At 51.8% G+C, this 18421-nt stretch carries 19 protein-coding genes; 6 read left to right on the top strand and 13 right to left on the bottom strand.

Going from position 1 to position 18421, the window contains the following annotated elements; translation table 11 throughout:
- Window positions 1–130: 130 nt before the first annotated feature.
- The 3 genes from HZ297_RS09165 to rsgA are packed head-to-tail and all read left to right on the top strand — an operon-like array spanning window position 131 to window position 2821.
- Entirely contained in the window at window positions 131–1423 is a 1293-nt protein-coding gene (locus HZ297_RS09165; protein ID WP_178863021.1) for a M48 family metallopeptidase, read from the top strand.
- Window positions 1410–1766, top strand: coding sequence for a 4a-hydroxytetrahydrobiopterin dehydratase (locus HZ297_RS09160; RefSeq protein WP_178863019.1), 357 nt, complete (start codon window positions 1410–1412; stop codon window positions 1764–1766). The genes HZ297_RS09165 and HZ297_RS09160 overlap by 14 nt, the downstream gene beginning before the upstream one ends.
- Before the next feature lie 11 nt (window positions 1767–1777).
- A complete protein-coding gene (rsgA, locus tag HZ297_RS09155) occupies window positions 1778–2821 on the top strand; it encodes a ribosome small subunit-dependent GTPase A (protein WP_178863017.1) in 1044 nt (347 codons plus the stop codon).
- A gap of 5 nt (window positions 2822–2826) precedes the next feature.
- On the opposite strand, the gene HZ297_RS09150 is transcribed toward rsgA, so the two are convergent.
- Window positions 2827–3000, bottom strand: coding sequence for a hypothetical protein (locus HZ297_RS09150; RefSeq protein WP_178863015.1), 174 nt, complete (start codon window positions 2998–3000; stop codon window positions 2827–2829).
- A gap of 268 nt (window positions 3001–3268) precedes the next feature.
- Between HZ297_RS09150 and HZ297_RS09145 the strand changes: the two genes are divergently transcribed.
- Window positions 3269–3574, top strand: coding sequence for a c-type cytochrome (locus tag HZ297_RS09145; protein ID WP_178863013.1), 306 nt, complete (start codon window positions 3269–3271; stop codon window positions 3572–3574).
- Window positions 3575–3751: 177 nt separating this feature from the next.
- Window positions 3752–4051: a c-type cytochrome gene (locus tag HZ297_RS12120; RefSeq protein ID WP_178863011.1), complete on the top strand. Its 300-nt coding sequence runs from the start codon at window positions 3752–3754 to the stop codon at window positions 4049–4051.
- Between the two features lie 102 nt (window positions 4052–4153).
- On the opposite strand, the gene HZ297_RS09135 is transcribed toward HZ297_RS12120, so the two are convergent.
- The 12 genes from HZ297_RS09135 to HZ297_RS09080 all read right to left on the bottom strand — a co-directional run bounded on the left by HZ297_RS09135 (window position 4154) and on the right by HZ297_RS09080 (window position 17475).
- A complete protein-coding gene (locus HZ297_RS09135) occupies window positions 4154–8014 on the bottom strand; it encodes a DUF3683 domain-containing protein (protein ID WP_178863010.1) in 3861 nt (1286 codons plus the stop codon).
- A gap of 94 nt (window positions 8015–8108) precedes the next feature.
- Window positions 8109–9545, bottom strand: a complete 1437-nt coding sequence (gene der / locus HZ297_RS09130) for a ribosome biogenesis GTPase Der (protein ID WP_178863008.1) — start codon at window positions 9543–9545, stop codon at window positions 8109–8111.
- Window positions 9542–10774, bottom strand: a complete 1233-nt coding sequence (gene bamB / locus HZ297_RS09125; RefSeq protein WP_343034799.1) for an outer membrane protein assembly factor BamB — start codon at window positions 10772–10774, stop codon at window positions 9542–9544. Before bamB ends, der begins: the two co-directional genes overlap by 4 nt.
- An 84-nt stretch (window positions 10775–10858) precedes the next feature.
- Window positions 10859–11500, bottom strand: a complete 642-nt coding sequence (locus HZ297_RS09120; protein ID WP_178863006.1) for a YfgM family protein — start codon at window positions 11498–11500, stop codon at window positions 10859–10861.
- Between the two features lie 47 nt (window positions 11501–11547).
- Window positions 11548–12819: a histidine--tRNA ligase gene (gene hisS / locus HZ297_RS09115; protein ID WP_178863004.1), complete on the bottom strand. Its 1272-nt coding sequence runs from the start codon at window positions 12817–12819 to the stop codon at window positions 11548–11550.
- A 42-nt stretch (window positions 12820–12861) separates the two neighbouring features.
- Window positions 12862–13263 carry a helix-turn-helix domain-containing protein gene (locus HZ297_RS09110; RefSeq protein WP_178863002.1) on the bottom strand — a complete coding sequence of 134 codons (402 nt, stop codon included), beginning with the start codon at window positions 13261–13263 and terminating at the stop codon, window positions 12862–12864.
- 30 nt (window positions 13264–13293) lie between these two features.
- Window positions 13294–14418, bottom strand: a complete 1125-nt coding sequence (gene rlmN, locus HZ297_RS09105; protein WP_343034798.1) for a dual-specificity RNA methyltransferase RlmN — start codon at window positions 14416–14418, stop codon at window positions 13294–13296.
- A gap of 11 nt (window positions 14419–14429) precedes the next feature.
- Complete coding sequence (gene ndk, locus HZ297_RS09100) at window positions 14430–14858, bottom strand: nucleoside-diphosphate kinase (protein ID WP_178862998.1); 429 nt, start codon at window positions 14856–14858, stop codon at window positions 14430–14432.
- 113 nt (window positions 14859–14971) lie between these two features.
- A complete protein-coding gene (locus HZ297_RS09095; protein ID WP_178862996.1) occupies window positions 14972–15298 on the bottom strand; it encodes a HesB/IscA family protein in 327 nt (108 codons plus the stop codon).
- 27 nt (window positions 15299–15325) lie between these two features.
- Window positions 15326–15757, bottom strand: coding sequence for a Fe-S cluster assembly transcription factor (locus HZ297_RS09090; protein WP_178862994.1), 432 nt, complete (start codon window positions 15755–15757; stop codon window positions 15326–15328).
- A gap of 99 nt (window positions 15758–15856) precedes the next feature.
- Entirely contained in the window at window positions 15857–16654 is a 798-nt protein-coding gene (gene cysE, locus HZ297_RS09085; protein ID WP_178862992.1) for a serine O-acetyltransferase, read from the bottom strand.
- 2 nt (window positions 16655–16656) lie between these two features.
- Window positions 16657–17475, bottom strand: coding sequence for an RNA methyltransferase (locus HZ297_RS09080; RefSeq protein WP_178862990.1), 819 nt, complete (start codon window positions 17473–17475; stop codon window positions 16657–16659).
- A gap of 109 nt (window positions 17476–17584) precedes the next feature.
- Between HZ297_RS09080 and HZ297_RS09075 the strand changes: the two genes are divergently transcribed.
- Entirely contained in the window at window positions 17585–18394 is an 810-nt protein-coding gene (locus HZ297_RS09075) for an inositol monophosphatase family protein (protein WP_178862988.1), read from the top strand.
- The last annotated feature ends 27 nt before the right edge of the window (window positions 18395–18421 follow it).

Below are 18421 nucleotides of genomic sequence, written 5' to 3'. Positions count from 1 at the left end.
AAAACCTTCTTTTCTTACAAACTGTTTCACATACAATAGGCGCTATATTAACCGAAAAGTTTCCTTTAAACGTAGCTTAAACGTAGCTTAAACGTAGCTTGAAAACGAAGACGAACCCTAAGAAGAACGCATGAACTGGATTACTCAACTGTTTTTGACCGCGCTGATTTTGAACCTGCTGATTGAAGTCTGGTTGAACATCAAAAATCAGTTTCATATTGGCCTGCATCGTAACCAGGTGCCGCAAGAATTCAGCGAAGTCGTCACCTTAGAAGCCCATCAGAAAGCCGCCGATTACAGCCGCGCCAAACTCCAACTGGGGCGACTGGCATTGTTTTACGACGCCGCCATTCTGGCCTTTATGACACTGGGCGGCGGCTTTCAGGAACTCCACAACCTGTGGCAGCAAACCCAACTCGAACCAATCTGGCGCGATGTCGCTTTCCTGCTTTCAACCCTGTGGTTCTTGTCGGTACTGCACCTGCCTTTCAGCGTGATGAGTACCTTTAAAATCGAGGCGGAATTCGGCTTTAACCGCACCACCGCCGGCAAGTTCGTCAGCGACCTGTTCAAACAATGGGCTTTGATGCTGGCATTGGGTTTGCCGCTGATCTGGGCGATTGTGTGGATTATGAACGCCTATTTTGAACAGGCCTGGTGGCTTTACACCTGGCTGGTGTGGATGGCGTTTCAACTGGTGATTATGTGGGCCTACCCGAAATGGATTGCACCGATTTTCAACAAATTCACGCCGCTGGAAGACGAAGCCATGAAAACGCGCATTCAAAACCTGTTGGCGCGTACCGGTTTTGAATCCAATGGCATCTATGTCATGGACGGCTCCTCCCGTTCCGGCCACGGCAACGCCTATTTCACCGGATTTGGCAAAAACAAACGCATCGTGTTCTTCGACACCCTTCTGGAAAAACTCACGCCGGACGAAGTCGAAGCGGTACTGGCGCACGAACTAGGCCACTTCAAACACGGTCATATCAAACAACGCCTGATTGAAAGCACCGCGCTGAGCTTTATCGGTTTGGCCTTGCTGGGCTGGCTGGCACAACAGCCGCAGTTTTATACCGGCTTGGGGATGAGTACACAATCGCCGGCCGTGGCATTGCTGCTGTTTATGACCGCCGTGCCGATGATGTTCTTTTTTCTCGGCCCGATTATGGCCATCAAGAGCCGCAAACACGAATTCGAGGCGGATGCCTTTGCCGCCGAGCAGGTCGGCGCGCAACATCTAGTGTCGGCCCTGCTTAAGATGTACCGCGACAACGCCAGCACATTGACACCCGATCCAAGCTATTCGGCTTACCATGACAGCCATCCGCCGGCCAAAATCCGCATTGACCATCTCAATGCCTTGCCGACGAACACACAAGACATTTCTTTGGAGGTAAAACACGATGACAACCGCTAACCCACTCGTCAAAGAACTCGCCACGCAACACTGCGAGCCCATCGCCAAAGGCAGCAAGCCGCTGATTATTCCGGCGATTGAAAGCAACCTGAGTCAGCTGGAAGGCTGGGAAGCGCCTCTGAATTATGCGGAAATCAACAAGACCTTCAGCTTCAAAAACTACCATCAGACCGTCGCCTTTGTGAACGCGGTCACCTGGCTGGCGCATCGCGAAGATCACCATCCGCAAATCTGCTTTGGCTATAACCAATGCAAAATCACCCTGACCACCCACAATGCCGGCGGTTTGACGCATAACGACATGATTATGGCGGCCAAAATCAACGCCCTGCTTGAAGACTAACAACGCCTTTTATGAGCAAGCGCAAACTCACCACCCAACAAAAACGGCGTGTCAGCGACAAACGTCAGAAAAATCGTTTTGAACAGGCCGGCTCTGCAGAAAACAGCCAAAGCTTGCTCGGCGCCGAACAACCCGGCCTGGTCATTACCAGTTTCGGCAAACGCGTGCTGGTGGAAGGCGACGACGGCCAAACCTACAACTGCGCCATCCGCCAGCATTTAGGCAAGCTGGTCGCGGGCGACCGGGTCATCTGGCAAACCGATGTGGAACCGCAAAGCGGCGTGGTGATTAGCGTGCTGCCGCGCTCTCACGAACTCAGCAGGCCGGGTTTTCGCGGGCAGACCCGAATGGTGGCCGCCAATATCGATTTTATCGGTATCGTCATGCCGGTGGTGCCCGGCATCCATCCCGACATGATCGACCGTTATCTGGTGGCCGCCAAACAGCTTGATATTCCCACCATCATCATTATCAACAAGGTCGATTTGCTGCAAGGCGACGAGGACTGGGAAGCGGTGGCCGATCTGCTATTGCCGTATGATGACATGGGCATCGATATTGTGCCGGCTTCAACCGTTTCGCAGGAAGGACTGAAAGAGTTGCGCGCCATTATGGCCCATAAAAATTCGGTGTTTGTCGGCCCGTCGGGTGCCGGAAAATCGTCCTTGATTAACGCCCTGATCCCCGATCTGGGAATCCGTGTCGGTGCGCTTTCCGACGCTTCCGGCCTGGGCAAGCACACCACCACCAACAGCATCCTCTATCACCTGCCGGAATCAGCCCCCGGCTTGCACGACGGCGGCAATCTGATCGACTCCCCCGGCGTGCGTCAATTCACCCCCGCCCCCTGCAGCCTGAGTGAACTGGAAGCCATGTACCCCGATTTTGCGCCTTTTCTAGGGCAGTGCAAATTCAATAACTGCACCCACACCATCGAACCCAAATGCGCCATCAAACAGGCGGTTGAAGACGGCGACATCGCCTATTCACGCTATCAGAGTTTCCAGCGTTTGCGCGAAGAGTTCAAAGCCGCCGAACTGGAAAACAGCCATTAAAGGTTCTAGGCTTGGCTGGTAAACCACACCGACAAGCCATAAAACAATAAGGTGGTTCCCATAATCACCGCAATCCAGAACAATAAAACCAGGCCGATATGTTTGGGGCGATTAATCAACTTCAACACCAGCCAACTCAGCGCGGTCATCACCAACACCACTATCCACAATCTGAACAAATTCCTCTCCTTTTGCGCATTAAACTCACAGGATACGCACTTTCAATCAGTCCGTTTTGAGCCTGTAAAAATGCATCATCCAAGTTTTGCAAAACATTGCGTGTCACTTTATCAAAACTTACTTTAAAACCTTATGGTTTTATTCATTATTTGACTGTTTTTTCAGGGTTACTCAAGGTTTCAACCTTGACTAAGATAGGGATTTCGTTTGTAATTGCATCCAGGGAAAAACCCGAATTTTTTATCACGTGCTTTAGGAGAGTACATTATGAAAAAGTTAACAATCGCACTGGCAACTGCTGGTCTTCTATCTTTCGGTGCAGCTGCTCAAGCTGGTGACGTTGCTGCTGGTCAAGCTGCTTACGCTACGTGTGCAGGCTGCCACGGTGGTGCTGGTGAAGGCGGAGTAGGTCCAAAACTAGCTGGTCAACCAGCTGCTGACGTTGCTGCAAAACTTCACAAGTACAAAGCTGGTGAGCAATTGGGACCAATGACGTCTATGATGGCTCCTATGGCTGCTGGTCTTTCTGACGCAGACATCGAGAACATCGCTGCTTACACTGCTTCTCTGTAATTCAGAGTCAGCTTTCAAGCGAAAAACCGCTGATCTTTTTCAGCGGTTTTTTTTTGCCCTCATTTTGCTAAGAATCCAAACATTGCCGCGCTTCAATGCGCCGCGCGACTTGACCCCAACGCCATCTTGGATTTTAATGGTGGGCGATTCAGTTAATTTATGAACGGGAACGGAATAATGAAAAAATTACTACTTGTTACTTTGACCGCCGGACTACTGGTAACCGCTTCTGCTCAAGCGTCTGAAGCTCCAGCAAAAGCCAATACCTGCGTAGGCTGCCACGGTATGGACGGCAACAGCGTTGTGCCTAATTTTCCAAAACTGGCGGGTCAGCACGCCGCCTACCTGGAAAAACAATTGAAGGACTTCCGCGACGGTTTCCGTAAGGACGCGACCATGACGCCTTTCGCCAAAGGCCTGACCGACGAAGAAATCAAAGCCCTGGCGGGTTATTACGCGGCACAAGCTGCTAAGTAATCAAAGGCAAAATACTACCCGGCCTGTTGAGTTTTTTCAGGCCAATAAAAAAGCGCTCGTTTGAGCGCTTTTTTATTGGGTTTAACCGATCTAAACTGCCTTTTAAAGCAAGACTTTCTCGATACCACCGGCTTGCAGCTTATTGAGGAACTCCTCATTCCAATGCTCGCCGTAGCGGTTTTTCATCAACTCGACAACAATATAATCGGTATCCAAACCGGTGCTGTCGCTGTATCGATTCAAGCCTTGCTGACAGGCCGGACAAGAAGTCAGCAGCTTGACACTGCCATCTTTGACCTTGTCATTACCGGTCAGGTCAATCAAGCCTTTTTTCAGCTCCGCTTCTTTTCTGAAGCGCAACTGGTTGGCAATATCCGGACGTGCCGTCGCCAGAGTCCCCGCCTCGCTGCAGCAGCGGTCACTGAACTTCACCTCGGCCTTCAGCAAATCTTTGGCAACGGTGGTACCGTCCATCTGCTTCATCGGATCATGGCAAGGCGCATGATACAGATATTTTTTGCCGCTGGACTGCTCCAGTCCCATGCCCTTCTCGGTCAGGAACTCGTGGATATCCATCAAGCGACAGCCCGGGAAAATGCGTTGGAACTCATATTGCGTCAGCTGATCGTAACAGGTACCGCAGGAAACGATCACCGTTTTGATATCCATGTAGTTCAAGGTATTGGCAACACGATGGAACAACGCACGGTTTTCGGTGGTGATCTGCGAACTCTTGTCCGCCAGACCGGCCGCCGCCTGCGGATAACCGCAACACAGGTAACCCGGCGGCAAGACCGTCTGCACGCCGGCATCATACAGCGACGAAATCGTCGCCAAACCGATATCGCTGAACAGACGTTCCGAACCACAACCCGGGAAATAGAAGACCGCTTCCGAATCCTCGGTGGTTCGCGCCGGATCACGCACAATCGGCACCTGGGTTGCATCTTCCAAGCCCAGCACGTTACGGTAGCTGGATTTATTCGGACCGGTATTCAACGGTCTGCGTACAAAGTTGATGACCTGCTGCTGAATCGGCGCCGGTTGACTGGTGCTGGATGGCAACGCCTTTTTGCTGCCGAGCAGTCCGCTCCACTTGGCCAGTTTGTGTCCGAGCGTCATCGCAATGGAACCCCAGCCGATCATGGTTTTGCGCAACACCTTGATGGTCAGCGGATTGGTTGTGTTCAGGAAGATCAACGCCGCCTTAACCATCAAGCTGGTACGCTTCTGCCCCATATTCGTCAAAATGGTACGCATGCGGATGGAAACATCACCAAAGTCAATGTTCACCGGGCAAGGCGTGGCGCACTTGTGGCAGGTGGTACAGTGGTCGGCCACATCGTTCATCGCATCAAAGTGATGCAACGAAATTCCGCGACGCGTCTGCTCCTCGTAGAGGAACGCCTCAATCACCTGACCCGTGGCCAGAATCTTGTTGCGCGGTGAATAGAGCAGATTGGCGCGTGGAATATGTGTCTGGCAGACCGGCTTACATTTACCGCAACGCAAACAGTCCTTGATGTCGTTGTTCAACGCATCCAACTCGCTCGCTTCCAGAATCAGCGCTTCCTGTTGCACCAGGCTCAACGACGGCGTATAGGCGCGTTGCAACCCGGAACCCGGCAGCAATTTGCCTTTGTTGAAATAGCCTTGCGGATCCACCTTGTTCTTATAATGAACAAACGCCTCGATCTTCTCTTCTTCCAAATACTGGAACTTGGTAATGCCAATGCCGTGCTCGCCGGAGATAACACCGCCCAGCTGGTGCGCCACCGCCATAATGCGATCCACCACCTTATCGGCCAGATGAATCATCTCGTAGTTGTTGGAGTGCACCGGAATATTGGTGTGGATATTGCCGTCACCGGCATGCATATGCAGAGCTACAAACAGGCGCGCATTGCGCAGTTCGGCGTGAATTTCATCCAGTTTTTTGCGCAAGGCTTCAAAATCGTTACCGATAAAGGTCTGTCTGAGGAAGTCCATGACCTCTTTACGGTAGGAGATGCGCAATTCGCGACGCAGCAACAGATTAAGCACCTTGTCCTCAGGACGGATTTTCGCAGCGACACCTTCATGGTAAAGGTTAAGGTGTTCAGCCGCCGGCGCATCCAGATGCGCCAAAATCGATGTCCAACGCTGACGCACCTGATTGAGGTGCGCTTTGGTCGCCTCGACCTTGCCTTTGAAATAGCTGGCCGGCCCTTTACTGTCTTCAAAATCGTCCGCCTGGCTGAACTCCTTGATCGGTTCGGAGAAGTAACCATTTACCGCCTCAATAATATCGAGCTTGTTCTTGATCGACATTTCGATATTGATGCGCTCGATTTCGACGTTGTAGTCGTTGAGGCGTGCCAGTGGAATGACCACGTCTTCGTTGATTTTGAAGGCGTTGGTATGCGCCGAAATCGCCGCGGTGCGTGAACGGTCCGACCAGAAACGCTTGCGTGCTTCTTCGCTGACCGCAATAAAACCTTCGGCATCGCGTTTGTTGGCAAGCTCGACGATTTCCGAACAGGTCTTGGCCACTTCAAAGCCGTTCTCGCCGCACACATCGGCCAACAGAATCATCTTCGGCAGTTCTTTTCTATCCGCCTTGGTGTTGTATTTGACCGCCTTGATATAGCGCTCGTCCAAGTGTTCCAAACCGGCCAACAAGATACCTTGCTGCTTCTTGCTTTCGATATAGTCGGTAATCTCGACAATCGCCGGCACCGCCAAGCTCAAGTCTGTACCAAAGAACTCCAGGCAGACGGTACGCGTATGGCTCGGCATGCGATGCACCACAAAGCGCGCCGAGGTGATAATGCCGTCACAGCCCTCTTTCTGCACGCCCGGCAGGCCGCTCAAAAACTTGTCGGTAACGTCTTTGCCCAACCCGGCCTTGCGGAAAGCGGAACCGGGCATCTCCAGACGTTCCGGCGCGCCGATTTCGGTTTTGCCGTTGGTTTCATAACGCTGCATCTCGAAGACGACGGTTTTCTGATCCTGTAGCTTGCCGAGGTTATGATTGATGCGGCGAATTTCCAACCAGGTCGCATCCGGCATCACCATTTTCCACGAGGCCAGGTTGTCCAGCGTGGTTCCCCACAATACCGCCTTTTTGCCGCCGGCATTCATGGCGATATTGCCGCCGATGCAGGAGGCATCCTGCGAGGTCGGATCAACCGCAAAGACATAGCCGAAGCGTTCCGCCTGTTCGGAAACGCGACGCGTCACCACACCGGCGCCCGTCTGAATCGTAGGCACCTTGCCGATTCCCGGCAGTTCAACCTGTTCGACCAGACTCATATACTCGAGTTTTTCGGTATTGATCACGACCGAATCCGGATGCAGCGGAATCGCACCGCCGGTATAGCCGGTACCGCCGCCACGCGGAATCATCGTCAGCCCAAGTTCAATACAGGCTTTGACGATATAGACAACCTCTTCTTCCGTGTCCGGAGAGACCACCACCAGCGGCAACTCCACACGCCAGTCGGTCGCGTCGGTCGCATGCGACACACGCGCCAATCCGCCAAAATCGAGATTGTCGTTACGGGTAAATTTGGACAGTTTTTTGCGCACCGCATTGCGCAGCGCAATCTGGCGCGGGAACCACTCTTTGAACTCCACCACTGCCTTGTTGACCGACGCCAACAATTCCGCCGCCAAGGCATTACCGTTCAAACGTTTTTCCACCTGATTCAGGCGGTGGTTCAAAGCATCAATCAACGCATCGCGGCGTTTCGGGTTTTCAATCAAATCATCCTGAATATAAGGGTTACGGGTCACGACCCAAATATCCCCCAACACCTCAAACAGCATACGCGCCGAACGGCCGGTATTGCGAGAATCGCGCAAAGACTCGATTGTCTTCCAGCCCGACTCCCCTAAAAAGCGCGCTACAATCTCTTTATCGGAGAACGATGTATAGTTGTATGGGATCTCACGGATGCGTTTAGCCGGATTTGGACTCATGCTATCTGAACTCTTAACAGTGATGCTTTAAAAAACGAAACCGTTTTGCAACGGTTTAACTTATTACTCTTACCTTGCACGTAAACGCACAACGTTATTGACTCTTACGCCGTGGCAAGGCTTTCTTTTTCTTCTTTTTCATGGCAACCGGTCCATCGTCTTTCTGGCGGTTGCGTTCTGCCAATTTGTTTTTGCGACCTTCAAACGGGTTCTCGGTCACTTTGTATTCGACCGAAACAGGCGTGCCCACCCATTTGAACGCTTTGCGGAAAACATTAATCAAATAACGCGTATAAGCCTGCGGCAATTTATCGACCTGCGTGCCGTGGATAATGACACGCGGCGGGTTCAAACCACCCAAATGGGCATAACGCAGTTTGACGCGTCGCCCGCCGATCAACGGTGGTTGATGCTCCAACACGGCCTGCTCAAGAACACGGTTAAGATCGGACGTCGATACACGCTTCATCGCGGCCTGGTACACCGCATTGACGGTTTTGAACAGGTCGCCCACGCCACTGCCGTGCAAAGCGGAAATCATATGCGGCTTGGCGTAATCAATAAATTGCAGGCGGAAATCCAGATCGTGATTCACTTTCTGGCGTTGCTCAGGCGTGAGGTTATCCCACTTGTTCACAGCCAATACCAAACCTCTGCCCGAATCAATCGCCAGACCGAGCAACGTCAAATCCTGGTCGGTCAAACCTTCGGTACCGTCGATCACCAGAATCACGACATGCGAATCTTCCATCGCCTCGATCGCCTTGACGATACTGAACTTTTCAATCTTTTCGGAGATATTCTTACGACGGCGCACCCCGGCGGTATCAATCAAGGTATAGGCCTGGCCGTTACGCTCAAACGGTACATAAATACTGTCACGCGTCGTTCCCGGCATATCGAATGCCACCACACGCTGTTCACCGATCATACGGTTGATCAGCGTGGATTTACCCACATTCGGACGACCGATCACCGCGACGCGGATGCCCGGGGTATCGTCCAACTCCAACTCGCCTTCCGCCGTTTGTTTTTCGGGCACCTGAGCTAAAACATGATTGATGACCTGGGTGACATTGTCGCCGTGTGCCGAAGAGATCGGCTGCGGGCTTCCCAATCCCAAACCGAAGAAATCGGCCTTAACCAGTTCGTAGTTGCAGCCTTCGGCCTTGTTGACCACGACCTGTACGATCTTGTCGAACTGACGCACATACTGGGCGATCACTTCATCGCCATGCGTCAACCCTTGACGGCCATCCACCAAAAACAGCACCGCATCCGCCTCTTCCAGCGCGGCCTGCACCTGTGACGCCATTAAAGGATCGACCCCGTCGCTTTCCCCGCTCAGGCCGCCGGTATCCACCACAATATACGGTTTCTCGCCGACGCGTCCGGTACCGTACTGACGATCACGCGTCAGGCCGGGATAATCGGCCACAATCGCATCACGCGAACGTGTCAAACGGTTAAATAACGTGGATTTACCTACGTTGGGGCGTCCCACTAACGCAATGACCGGTTTATTACTCATTGCTGTTCAGGCTCCTGTTTGGCAGAGCGCATCTCTGCCTGTTTAAAAAGCGCTAAGTCGGAAGGCTTGATTTCATAACGGTTGATACTGCCGCCGCTGTCGAGCATGTAGAGCACATTCCCTTCGGTGACCGCCCGAACCACGCGGTTCTGGTCGCCATAGTCGTTGCTGTGTTTCACGCGTGCCACAATCGTGCCGTGGGTTTTATCCAGCCAATGTACATAACCATAGCCGTCAATCGCCATTATGTTGTCCTGATACTCCACCAGGTCGGCCAGATTGCGGTACTTCAGACCTACCTGACTCCACAGTTTCGTGCCGTTTGAAAGATCATAAGCCTGGACGATATCATCTTCATCCACAACATAAATGGCATTGTCATCAACTACAAAGTCTCGGAAACCGGAAACATCCTGGGCAAAATACAAATTGCCGTTATCCAGATTAATCGATACCAGTTTGCCGTGGAAAGCCAACGCAACCAGTCGGTTATGCTTCAACACCAGTGCCGACTGTACATCCACCATACGCTCCAGATCGGTACGCCCGCGAGGAATGGCAATACGGGTTTCCCACAAGCTCTTGCCGGACTCGGCGGAAACCGCTTCGACCTTGCCGGTCTCCCAACCGATATAAAGCACACCCTGGTGATACAGAACCGGCGATGTACCGCGCAATGACAGGTTGGGAACCTGATGCTCCGTCACCCATATCTGGGCGCCATTCTCCAACTGCAAGGCATAAAGGTTGCCGTCGACGGTACGCGTAAAAATCTTGCCATCCGCAACCACCGGACGACTCAACACCTCACTGGAGAGTTGGGTCTGCCAAAGCACCTCACCCGTCTGCTCAGCCAGAGCAATCAGCTTGCCTTTGGTTGTGCCAATCAGAACAAACTTGTCGGCATAGGTCGGACCGGAAGCGATTTTTTCGGCAATTTGCGTCTGCCAAACCACCTGATCAGTCCAGCGCGACTGGTTAGCCTTTTTAAACGCCGATACCAGGCCTGTTGAATCTGCACTGAAAACCATCGTCTGGTTCTGCGCGATATTCAATCCGCCTTCGTCACCACTTTGCATGGCATGCAAAGTGACCTGCCAGTTATGTGCCAGCTGTAACGGCGAGTCTATCGAAACCAACTCCGCAGGCGTTCTGACGACCTTGCTTGAAGAACAGGCAGCCAATTCGACGGCTAAAACCAACCACGTTGCATTACGTAACCACTTCACTTATTTTTTATCCCAACTTATGGTGTTTTGTTATGGCTCAACCCAACAATCCAACCACTATGGTCGGACTGTTTCAGATAAAGCTTACTGCGCCAAATCGTCCAACTGCACTTGCGCAATACCCTTCAAACTTTTGGACGCGCCGGCGTTGCTCAACACTTTACCAAAAGCGTCGCGAGCTGCGGGTAGATCGTTCTCCCCCAGTGCAATCAACGCTTGTACATAGTCAAAATTAGCCTGCTCTACGGCCATAGCGGCATCCAGTTTAACTGTTTGCAGAGCCTGCTTCGCTTCTGAAAACGCTTTTTGATCCGCCAAAATACGCGCCAAACGCAAACTAGCCGTCTGCTGCAACGCCGCGTCCTCTGCATTGGAAATCACCCACTGCAACTGCTGCTTGGCTTCATCCACTTCGCCTTTTTCAAGATGGTATTTAGCCACCAGCAACGCCGCGCCCGCCGCATAAGGGCTTTGAGGCTGTTCCTGAATCAGTTTCAAGCCTTCGCGCGATACTTCACCAAAACTGCCTTGCTGCATATTGGCTTGCAAAATCTCATAAATTGCGGAAGCATTGGCTGACTGCGCCTGATTATAACTTGTCCAATAACGCCAGCCGGAAAACGCCACGGCCACGACTAAAACACCCGTCAGCAACTGGGTACCGTTTTTCTTCCACCAAGCCTTGATGGCTTCAACCTGTTCTTCTTCCGTTTCGTAACGATTCATCACGCTTCCTTAAAAATGAGTCATGGTATCTATTGTTTATCTCGAAATCATGCAAACAGCGGCTTTAAATAAGCCGACAATTCATCCCAGCGCAGGGTGGCCTGTTCAGTTGTATCGCGCAGCGGTTTGACGGCAACCGTTTGATCCTGCACTTCCTGGTCGCCAAGAATAATCGCATAACGCGCACCGGATTTATCGGCTTTTTTAAACTGGCTTTTGAAGCTGCCACCGCCGCAGTTCATCTGTACATTCAAAGCGGGGAAGTCGTCACGCAGCTTTTCGGCAATTACGATGCCGGGACGATTGACCTGCTCCCCCACCAGCACCAGATAAAGATCGGCATCGGTATGCGCAGGTACCAGCTGCTTGTCCATCAACAGCGCAGTCAAACGCTCCAGCCCCATTGCAAAACCGACCGCCGGCGTGGCCTTGCCACCGATTTGCTCAACCAAACCATCATAGCGTCCTCCGGCGCAAACCGTGCCTTGCGCCCCCAACTCGGTCGTGACCCATTCAAAAACCGTACGGTTATAATAGTCCAAACCACGTACCAGATTCGGGTTGACGACATAGTCGATACCCAAATCGTCCAAATAGGTTTTTAGCGCTTCAAAATGCGCTTTGGATTCTTCATCCAAATGTTCCAGTAATTTCGGAGCGCCCTCAATCAGGGCTTTCATATCCGGATTTTTACTGTCGAGGATGCGCAACGGGTTGGTTTGCAGACGGCGCAGACTATCTTCGTCCAAATGCGCTTCATGCTCCAGCAAATAGGCCACCAACTTGTCACGATACGCCTGGCGCGCCTCTTGTGAACCTAGCGAGTTGATCTGCAACTCCAGATTTTCCAGCCCCAGTTTTTCCCACAGACGTGCCGTCATGGCAATCAGTTCCGCGTCGATGTCCGCCTCGCTCAAACCGAACACCTCCACACCCAACTGGTGAAACTGACGGTAGCGTCCCTTTTGCGGACGTTCATAACGGAACATCGGGCCGCTGTAATACAGCTTCTGCACCTGGTTATGGGTCAAACCGTTTTCAATGACGGCACGCACGCAGCCGGCCGTACCTTCTGGTCGCAATGTCAAACTGTCACCGTTGCGGTCGGCAAAGGTGTACATCTCTTTCTCGACGATATCGGTCACTTCACCGATGGAACGGGCGAACAGTTCGGTTTTTTCAACAATCGGCAAACGAATCGATTGATAACCGTATTGATGCAAAGTCTGCTGCGCCTGAGCCAGCAAGTAATCAAACGCTTCAACCTCAGAACCATAAAGGTCATTCATCCCGCGAATGCCGGTAATCTGTTTTCCCATAAAACTCTCTAAACTTTCTAACCTAAATTCTATTTTTGACTATTACAGCTGCGGCCACAGCGTCCATAACAATGCCACCATCACTAGCACAAAGAGCAACCACATTATAAAACGCAAAAAACCACTTTTAATCAGCGGCTTAGGCGCATCATATTGAAAGCGACGCATGGATTTAAGTTCGCTCCCGATCTCTTCCGCTTTGGGAAACAAGGGTTCATAGAGCGCACTGTCCAGTTCCAGCAAAATGGCGTAGTTGCGTAAATAACCGCGTTCAAAAGGCGACATGGCTGGCACATCCAAATCCTGCTCTTCAAAAGCCAGAAGCTGGGTTTGTGTCAGATTCAATTTCTGAGCCGCCTCCTCCAGCGTCATCCCCTTGCGCTCACGGGCCTGAGCCAACAGTTCATTCAACGGGGTTTGGAGGTTCTCTTGCTGCTCAGCCATCTGTTTTCCTTTTATTGCAAGCTCTCAAGCTTAGCTATCGAAATGCACCCTATGCAAGGTTCGCTTGGTACGGTCTTTGACCTTTCCGGCCAACTGCCCACATGCGGCATCAATATCATCTCCGCGTGTTTTACGCACGGTACAATTCAACCCGGCATCCATCAATTTTTGCTGAAAACGATGAATCGCATTATTGGATGAACGCTTGTATTCGGCATTCGGGAAAGGGTTGAACGGAATCAAGTTGATCTTACAGGGTAGATCGCCTAGCAGTGCAATCAGCTGATCGGCATGTTCGGGCAGATCGTTGACCTTATCCAACATCACATACTCAACCGTTACGTGCTTTTTGCTGTGACCACCTTCCACGAAGCGATGCAAGGCAGGCATCAACTCTTCCAACGGATATTTCTGATTGATTGGCACCAAGATATCGCGCAATGGATTGTTGGGCGCATGCAAGGAAATGGCCAGACTGACATCGACCTCTTCCTTGATTTTATCAATCGCCGGCACAACACCCGCCGTACTGATAGTCACGCGACGCTTGGAAAGCCCGTAAGCGTAATCGTCCATCAGAATACGGGCGGCGGGAAAGACATGAGTCACATTCAGGAGCGGTTCGCCCATCCCCATAAACACCACATTGGAGATGCGGCGCTCCTCTTTGGGCTTGCAGCCGAGCGCCTTATTGGCAACCCACATCTGCGCGATGATCTCCCAGTTTTCCAGATTGCGGTTAAAACCCTGCTGCCCGGTGGAGCAGAAACGGCACTCCAGCGCACAGCCGACCTGCGAGGAAATACACAGGGTGCCGCGCGACTTTTCGGGAATGAACACCGTTTCAATACAGTTGTGGTGATCCACTTCCAACAGCCACTTGATCGTACCGTCATCGGAGTGTTGTTCAGCCACGATTTTAGGGGTGCGTACCTGCGCAATGCGCTTGAGCTTGTCGCGCAACGCCTTGCTCAGGTCGGTCATCTCGTCAAAATCGCTGACACCATGTTGATGAATCCATTTCATGACCTGCGCGGCCCGGAAAGGCTTCTCACCAATCTCAGTAAAATACGCCTGCATGGACTCACGATCCATGCCGAGCAGATCGACCTTTTCACAGAGTGTTTGTGGTTGAGCAATAGTATTTTCTGTCACGTCGAACATTCTTAGTTGTCGCCTCTGGCACACAATTCAGTCTGACTGAAAAAGTAGCTGATTTCGCGCGCCGCGCTTTCCGGCGAATCCGAACCGTGTACGGAGTTTTCGCGGACAGATAGCGCAAAATCTGCGCGAATCGTCCCTGCAGCAGCCTTCTGCGGATCGGTCACGCCCATGATCTGGCGGTTTTTCTGAATGGCACCTTCACCCTCCAAGACCTGCACAACCACCGGAGCCGAGGTCATGTAACCGATCAAAGGCTCATAAAAATCGCGCCCTTTATGCTCGGCATAAAAGCCTTCGGCCTGTTCTTTGGTTAAACGCAACATCTTCGACGCCACCACGCGCAACCCGTTGCTTTCCAGGCGTTGCAGAATCGCGCCAATTAAATTTCGACTGACCGCGTCCGGCTTAATGATCGAAAAAGTACGTTCCATCGAATTTCCCTTAAAAAATAATCGCATTATTCTAACAATTATTGTGGCCTACTGCATAAAAACAAAACCCCAGATCAAACTGGGGTCAACCGCTCGGATGCCAGACTGCAAACTTAGACGGTGAAGGATTCTCCACAACCGCAGCTGTCCTTGACATTGGGATTTTTAAAATCAAAGCCTTCGTTCAGCAAACTCTCTTTGACATAATCGATCACCATGCCATCGATATTGGCCAGACTTTTGGGGTCTACCACCACTTTCACTCCGAAAGAGTCAAACACGGCATCGCCCTCTTTAATCTCGTCGGCATAGTCCACTACGTACGCAAAACCGGCACAACCGCTGACCTTGGTACCCACGCGCAAGCCCAACCCGGAGCCGCGCTTGGCTATCATATTCTTGACGCGCTGTGCTGCTGCCTCAGTTAAAGTAACGGCCATCTCTCTTCCCTCAAATGCCTAAACACCTTAGGCGAATTTAATTTCTTTAATATTCGAATGCTTTTTATCCAGCAATGACTGCAGTGTAATATTTCCCAAGAAGGAGTCAATCAAAACACTCAAATCACTCCACAATTCATGCGACAGACACTGGTCGCCGCCATGACAGTTGGCTTTTCCTGCACATTTGCGTGCATCAATCACCTCATCAACCGCGTGGATAATCGCGCTGATTGAAATCTCATCGGCAGGACGGCTCAAGCGGTAACCCCCGCCCGGCCCTCTGGCACTTGCCACCAAGTCCGCTTTCTTGAGCTTGGCAAACAATTGCTCCAAATAAGACAACGAAATCCCTTGACGCTCTGAAATCAACGACAACGTGATTGGCCCATGCTGTTGATTTAACGCAATATCAATCATCGCTGTAACGGCGTAACGCCCTTTTGATGTCAACTTCATTGTTTTATTCCCACGTTAAATGAATGGCTAAAGTATATAATAACCTTGCATTTAACTCAAGTATTGAAATAAGCTTCTTTTATGACTGCATGACCCTATTTAATCATGCTTCTGGCCGCTTTGCTTCAAGTGCGCAGCCTGCTCCGGATCACTAGGCTCCAACACCACGTCGTCGAGCTTGGGCAGGTGCATATCGATGGTTTCCCCGCCCAAACGATGCAACGCTTGCGCCATTTTTTCGAGTTTCTCATCCTGCACCTGAATATGATCGAGCAAACTGTAAATCGCCTTCTCCACCGGATCAGTCACATCCTGCTTGACCCCATAGGCATCAAAACCGATTTTTTCCGCCATTTTTTCGCGGCGCTTCAGCGTTTCCGATTTATTGGGTTCGACGATACGTCCCGGAATCCCCACTACAGTTCGTCCTTCGGGCACCTCTTTGACCACCACCGCATTGGAACCGATACGCGCATCATTGCCGACCGTAATCGGCCCTAACACCTTAGCGCCGGCCCCAACGACGACACGATCCCCGAGCGTCGGGTGACGTTTGCCTTTCTGCCAGGTCGTCCCGCCCAAGGTCACGCCATGATAAAGCGTGCAGTCATCACCGATTTCCGCGGTCTCACCGATCACCACCCCCATGCCGTGGTCGATAAACAGGCGTTCGCCGATTTTACAGGCCGGGTGGATTTCAATACCGGTGAACCAGCGCGCCGCCGTCGAGATGAAGCGCGCCAGCCACTTCAAACGTTTGTTCCACAAAAAATGCGCTGCACGGTACCATAAAATGGCATGCAACCCCGGATAGGTCGTCAACACCTCAAAGGTATTGCGTGCCGCCGGATCGCGTTCAAACACACACTGGATGTCCGATTTGATTCGCTTAAACACCTTCACTCCTCTCCTTGCCCAAGCTGCTGAGCGCGTTCCGCCTGGCGCTGGGCGGCAGACAAAATACCGCGCAAGATATCAATCTCTTTGACATCCAACTGCGTACGGTTAAACAGTCGACGCATGCGACGCATAAAACGCGCATTTTTAGCCGGATCCAGAAACTCGATATCCTGTAGCGTCTGGAACATATGCTCGTAAAAACCTTCCAACTGGTCGGCTGTCGCCAATTTATGACGGTAGCCTTTGCTATGTTCGCGCTGCAGATCGGCGGCCATCAGACACTCGTAGGCAAAGACCTGCACCGCCTGCCCCAGATTGAGCGAGCTATAAACCGGATTGCTCGGAATATGCGCCAGATAATGACACTTATCCAGCTCGGCATTGCTTAAACCGGAATCCTCACGACCGAAAACCATCGCAATCTCACCCTCTTCGGCGGTTTGTAACGCCAGCATCGCCGTTTCACGCACATCCAGTTGCGGCCAGGCGACTTTACGCAAGCGCGCACTCGCCCCCACCACCAGCTTCGCGCCCACCACCGCTTCATCCAATGTAGCGACCACTTGGGCATTATTCAAGATATCGGCCGCACTCGACGCCCGCTGCGACGCTTCCTGACTCGGGAAATGCTTGGGGGAAACCAAGACCAAACGGCTTAATCCCATGTTTTTCATGGCGCGCGCCACCGCGCCGATATTGCCCGGATGCGAGGTTTCCACCAGCACGACTCGGATTTTGGACAGGCCGGGGTGCAGACTGTAATTGTCGAAATAGACCTGTCTTGAATCAGAATCTTGCTTGTCACTCTCTTCAATCATCTTATTTTCCGTTATAATATTTTTCTGCGCTATTTTAACGCCTTAGCCGTCAAAATTCGCAACCTTGCTCTCTTTAACAATAAAAAACACGCAAAACAGGAACTCCGCCATGCATCCTTTACTCAATATCGCGATCCAAGCTGCCCGCAGCGCCGGTCAAAAAATCATGCACCATTTGGACAACATCGATCGTCTCAATATTGAGCACAAAGGCAAGAACGACTACGTCAGCGAAGTCGACAAAGAGGCGGAGCAGGCGATTATCCAAACCATCCGTAAATACTATCCGGATCATCATATCCTCGCGGAAGAGAGCGGCAAAAACCCGGCTAAAAACAGCAAATCCGACATTGAATGGATCATCGATCCGCTGGACGGCACTACCAACTTCCTCCACCAGTTCCCACAATTTGCGGTATCCATTGCAATTAAAGAGAAAGGCAAACTGATGCACGGCGTCATTTACGACCCGCTACGTGACGAGATGTTCAGCGCCAGCCGCGGCAGCGGCGCCAAACTCAACAACTTCCGTATCCGCGTGAGCGAACAGAAAACCCTCGACAACGCGTTGTTGGCGACCGGCTTCCCGTACCATGATTTCAGCTATCTCGACAGCTATATGGCAAGCTTGAAAAGCTTTATGCAATCGACCGCCGGCATCCGCCGTGCCGGTTCTGCGGCGTTGGACTTAGCTTATGTAGCGTGCGGCCGCGTAGACGGTTACTGGGAGTTCAACCTGAAACCTTGGGATATCGCCGCCGGCGCCTTGATTGCCAAAGAGGCCGGCGCACTGGTAACCGATTTTATGGGCGGTGAAAACTACCTGCAAAGCGGCAATATTCTGGTTTCCAACCCGAAACTCTATAAAGAGATGGCGCAGACGCTGGCCAAAACCATTCCGACCGAATTGCGCAAATAACCCGGCCTGCTGACTTTTCAGCCGACC

This window comes from Thiomicrorhabdus cannonii, from assembly GCF_013391695.1.
Classification (GTDB): Bacteria; Pseudomonadota; Gammaproteobacteria; order Thiomicrospirales; family Thiomicrospiraceae; genus Thiomicrorhabdus; species Thiomicrorhabdus cannonii.
This window is presented reverse-complemented; position numbering and strand designations above follow the sequence as displayed.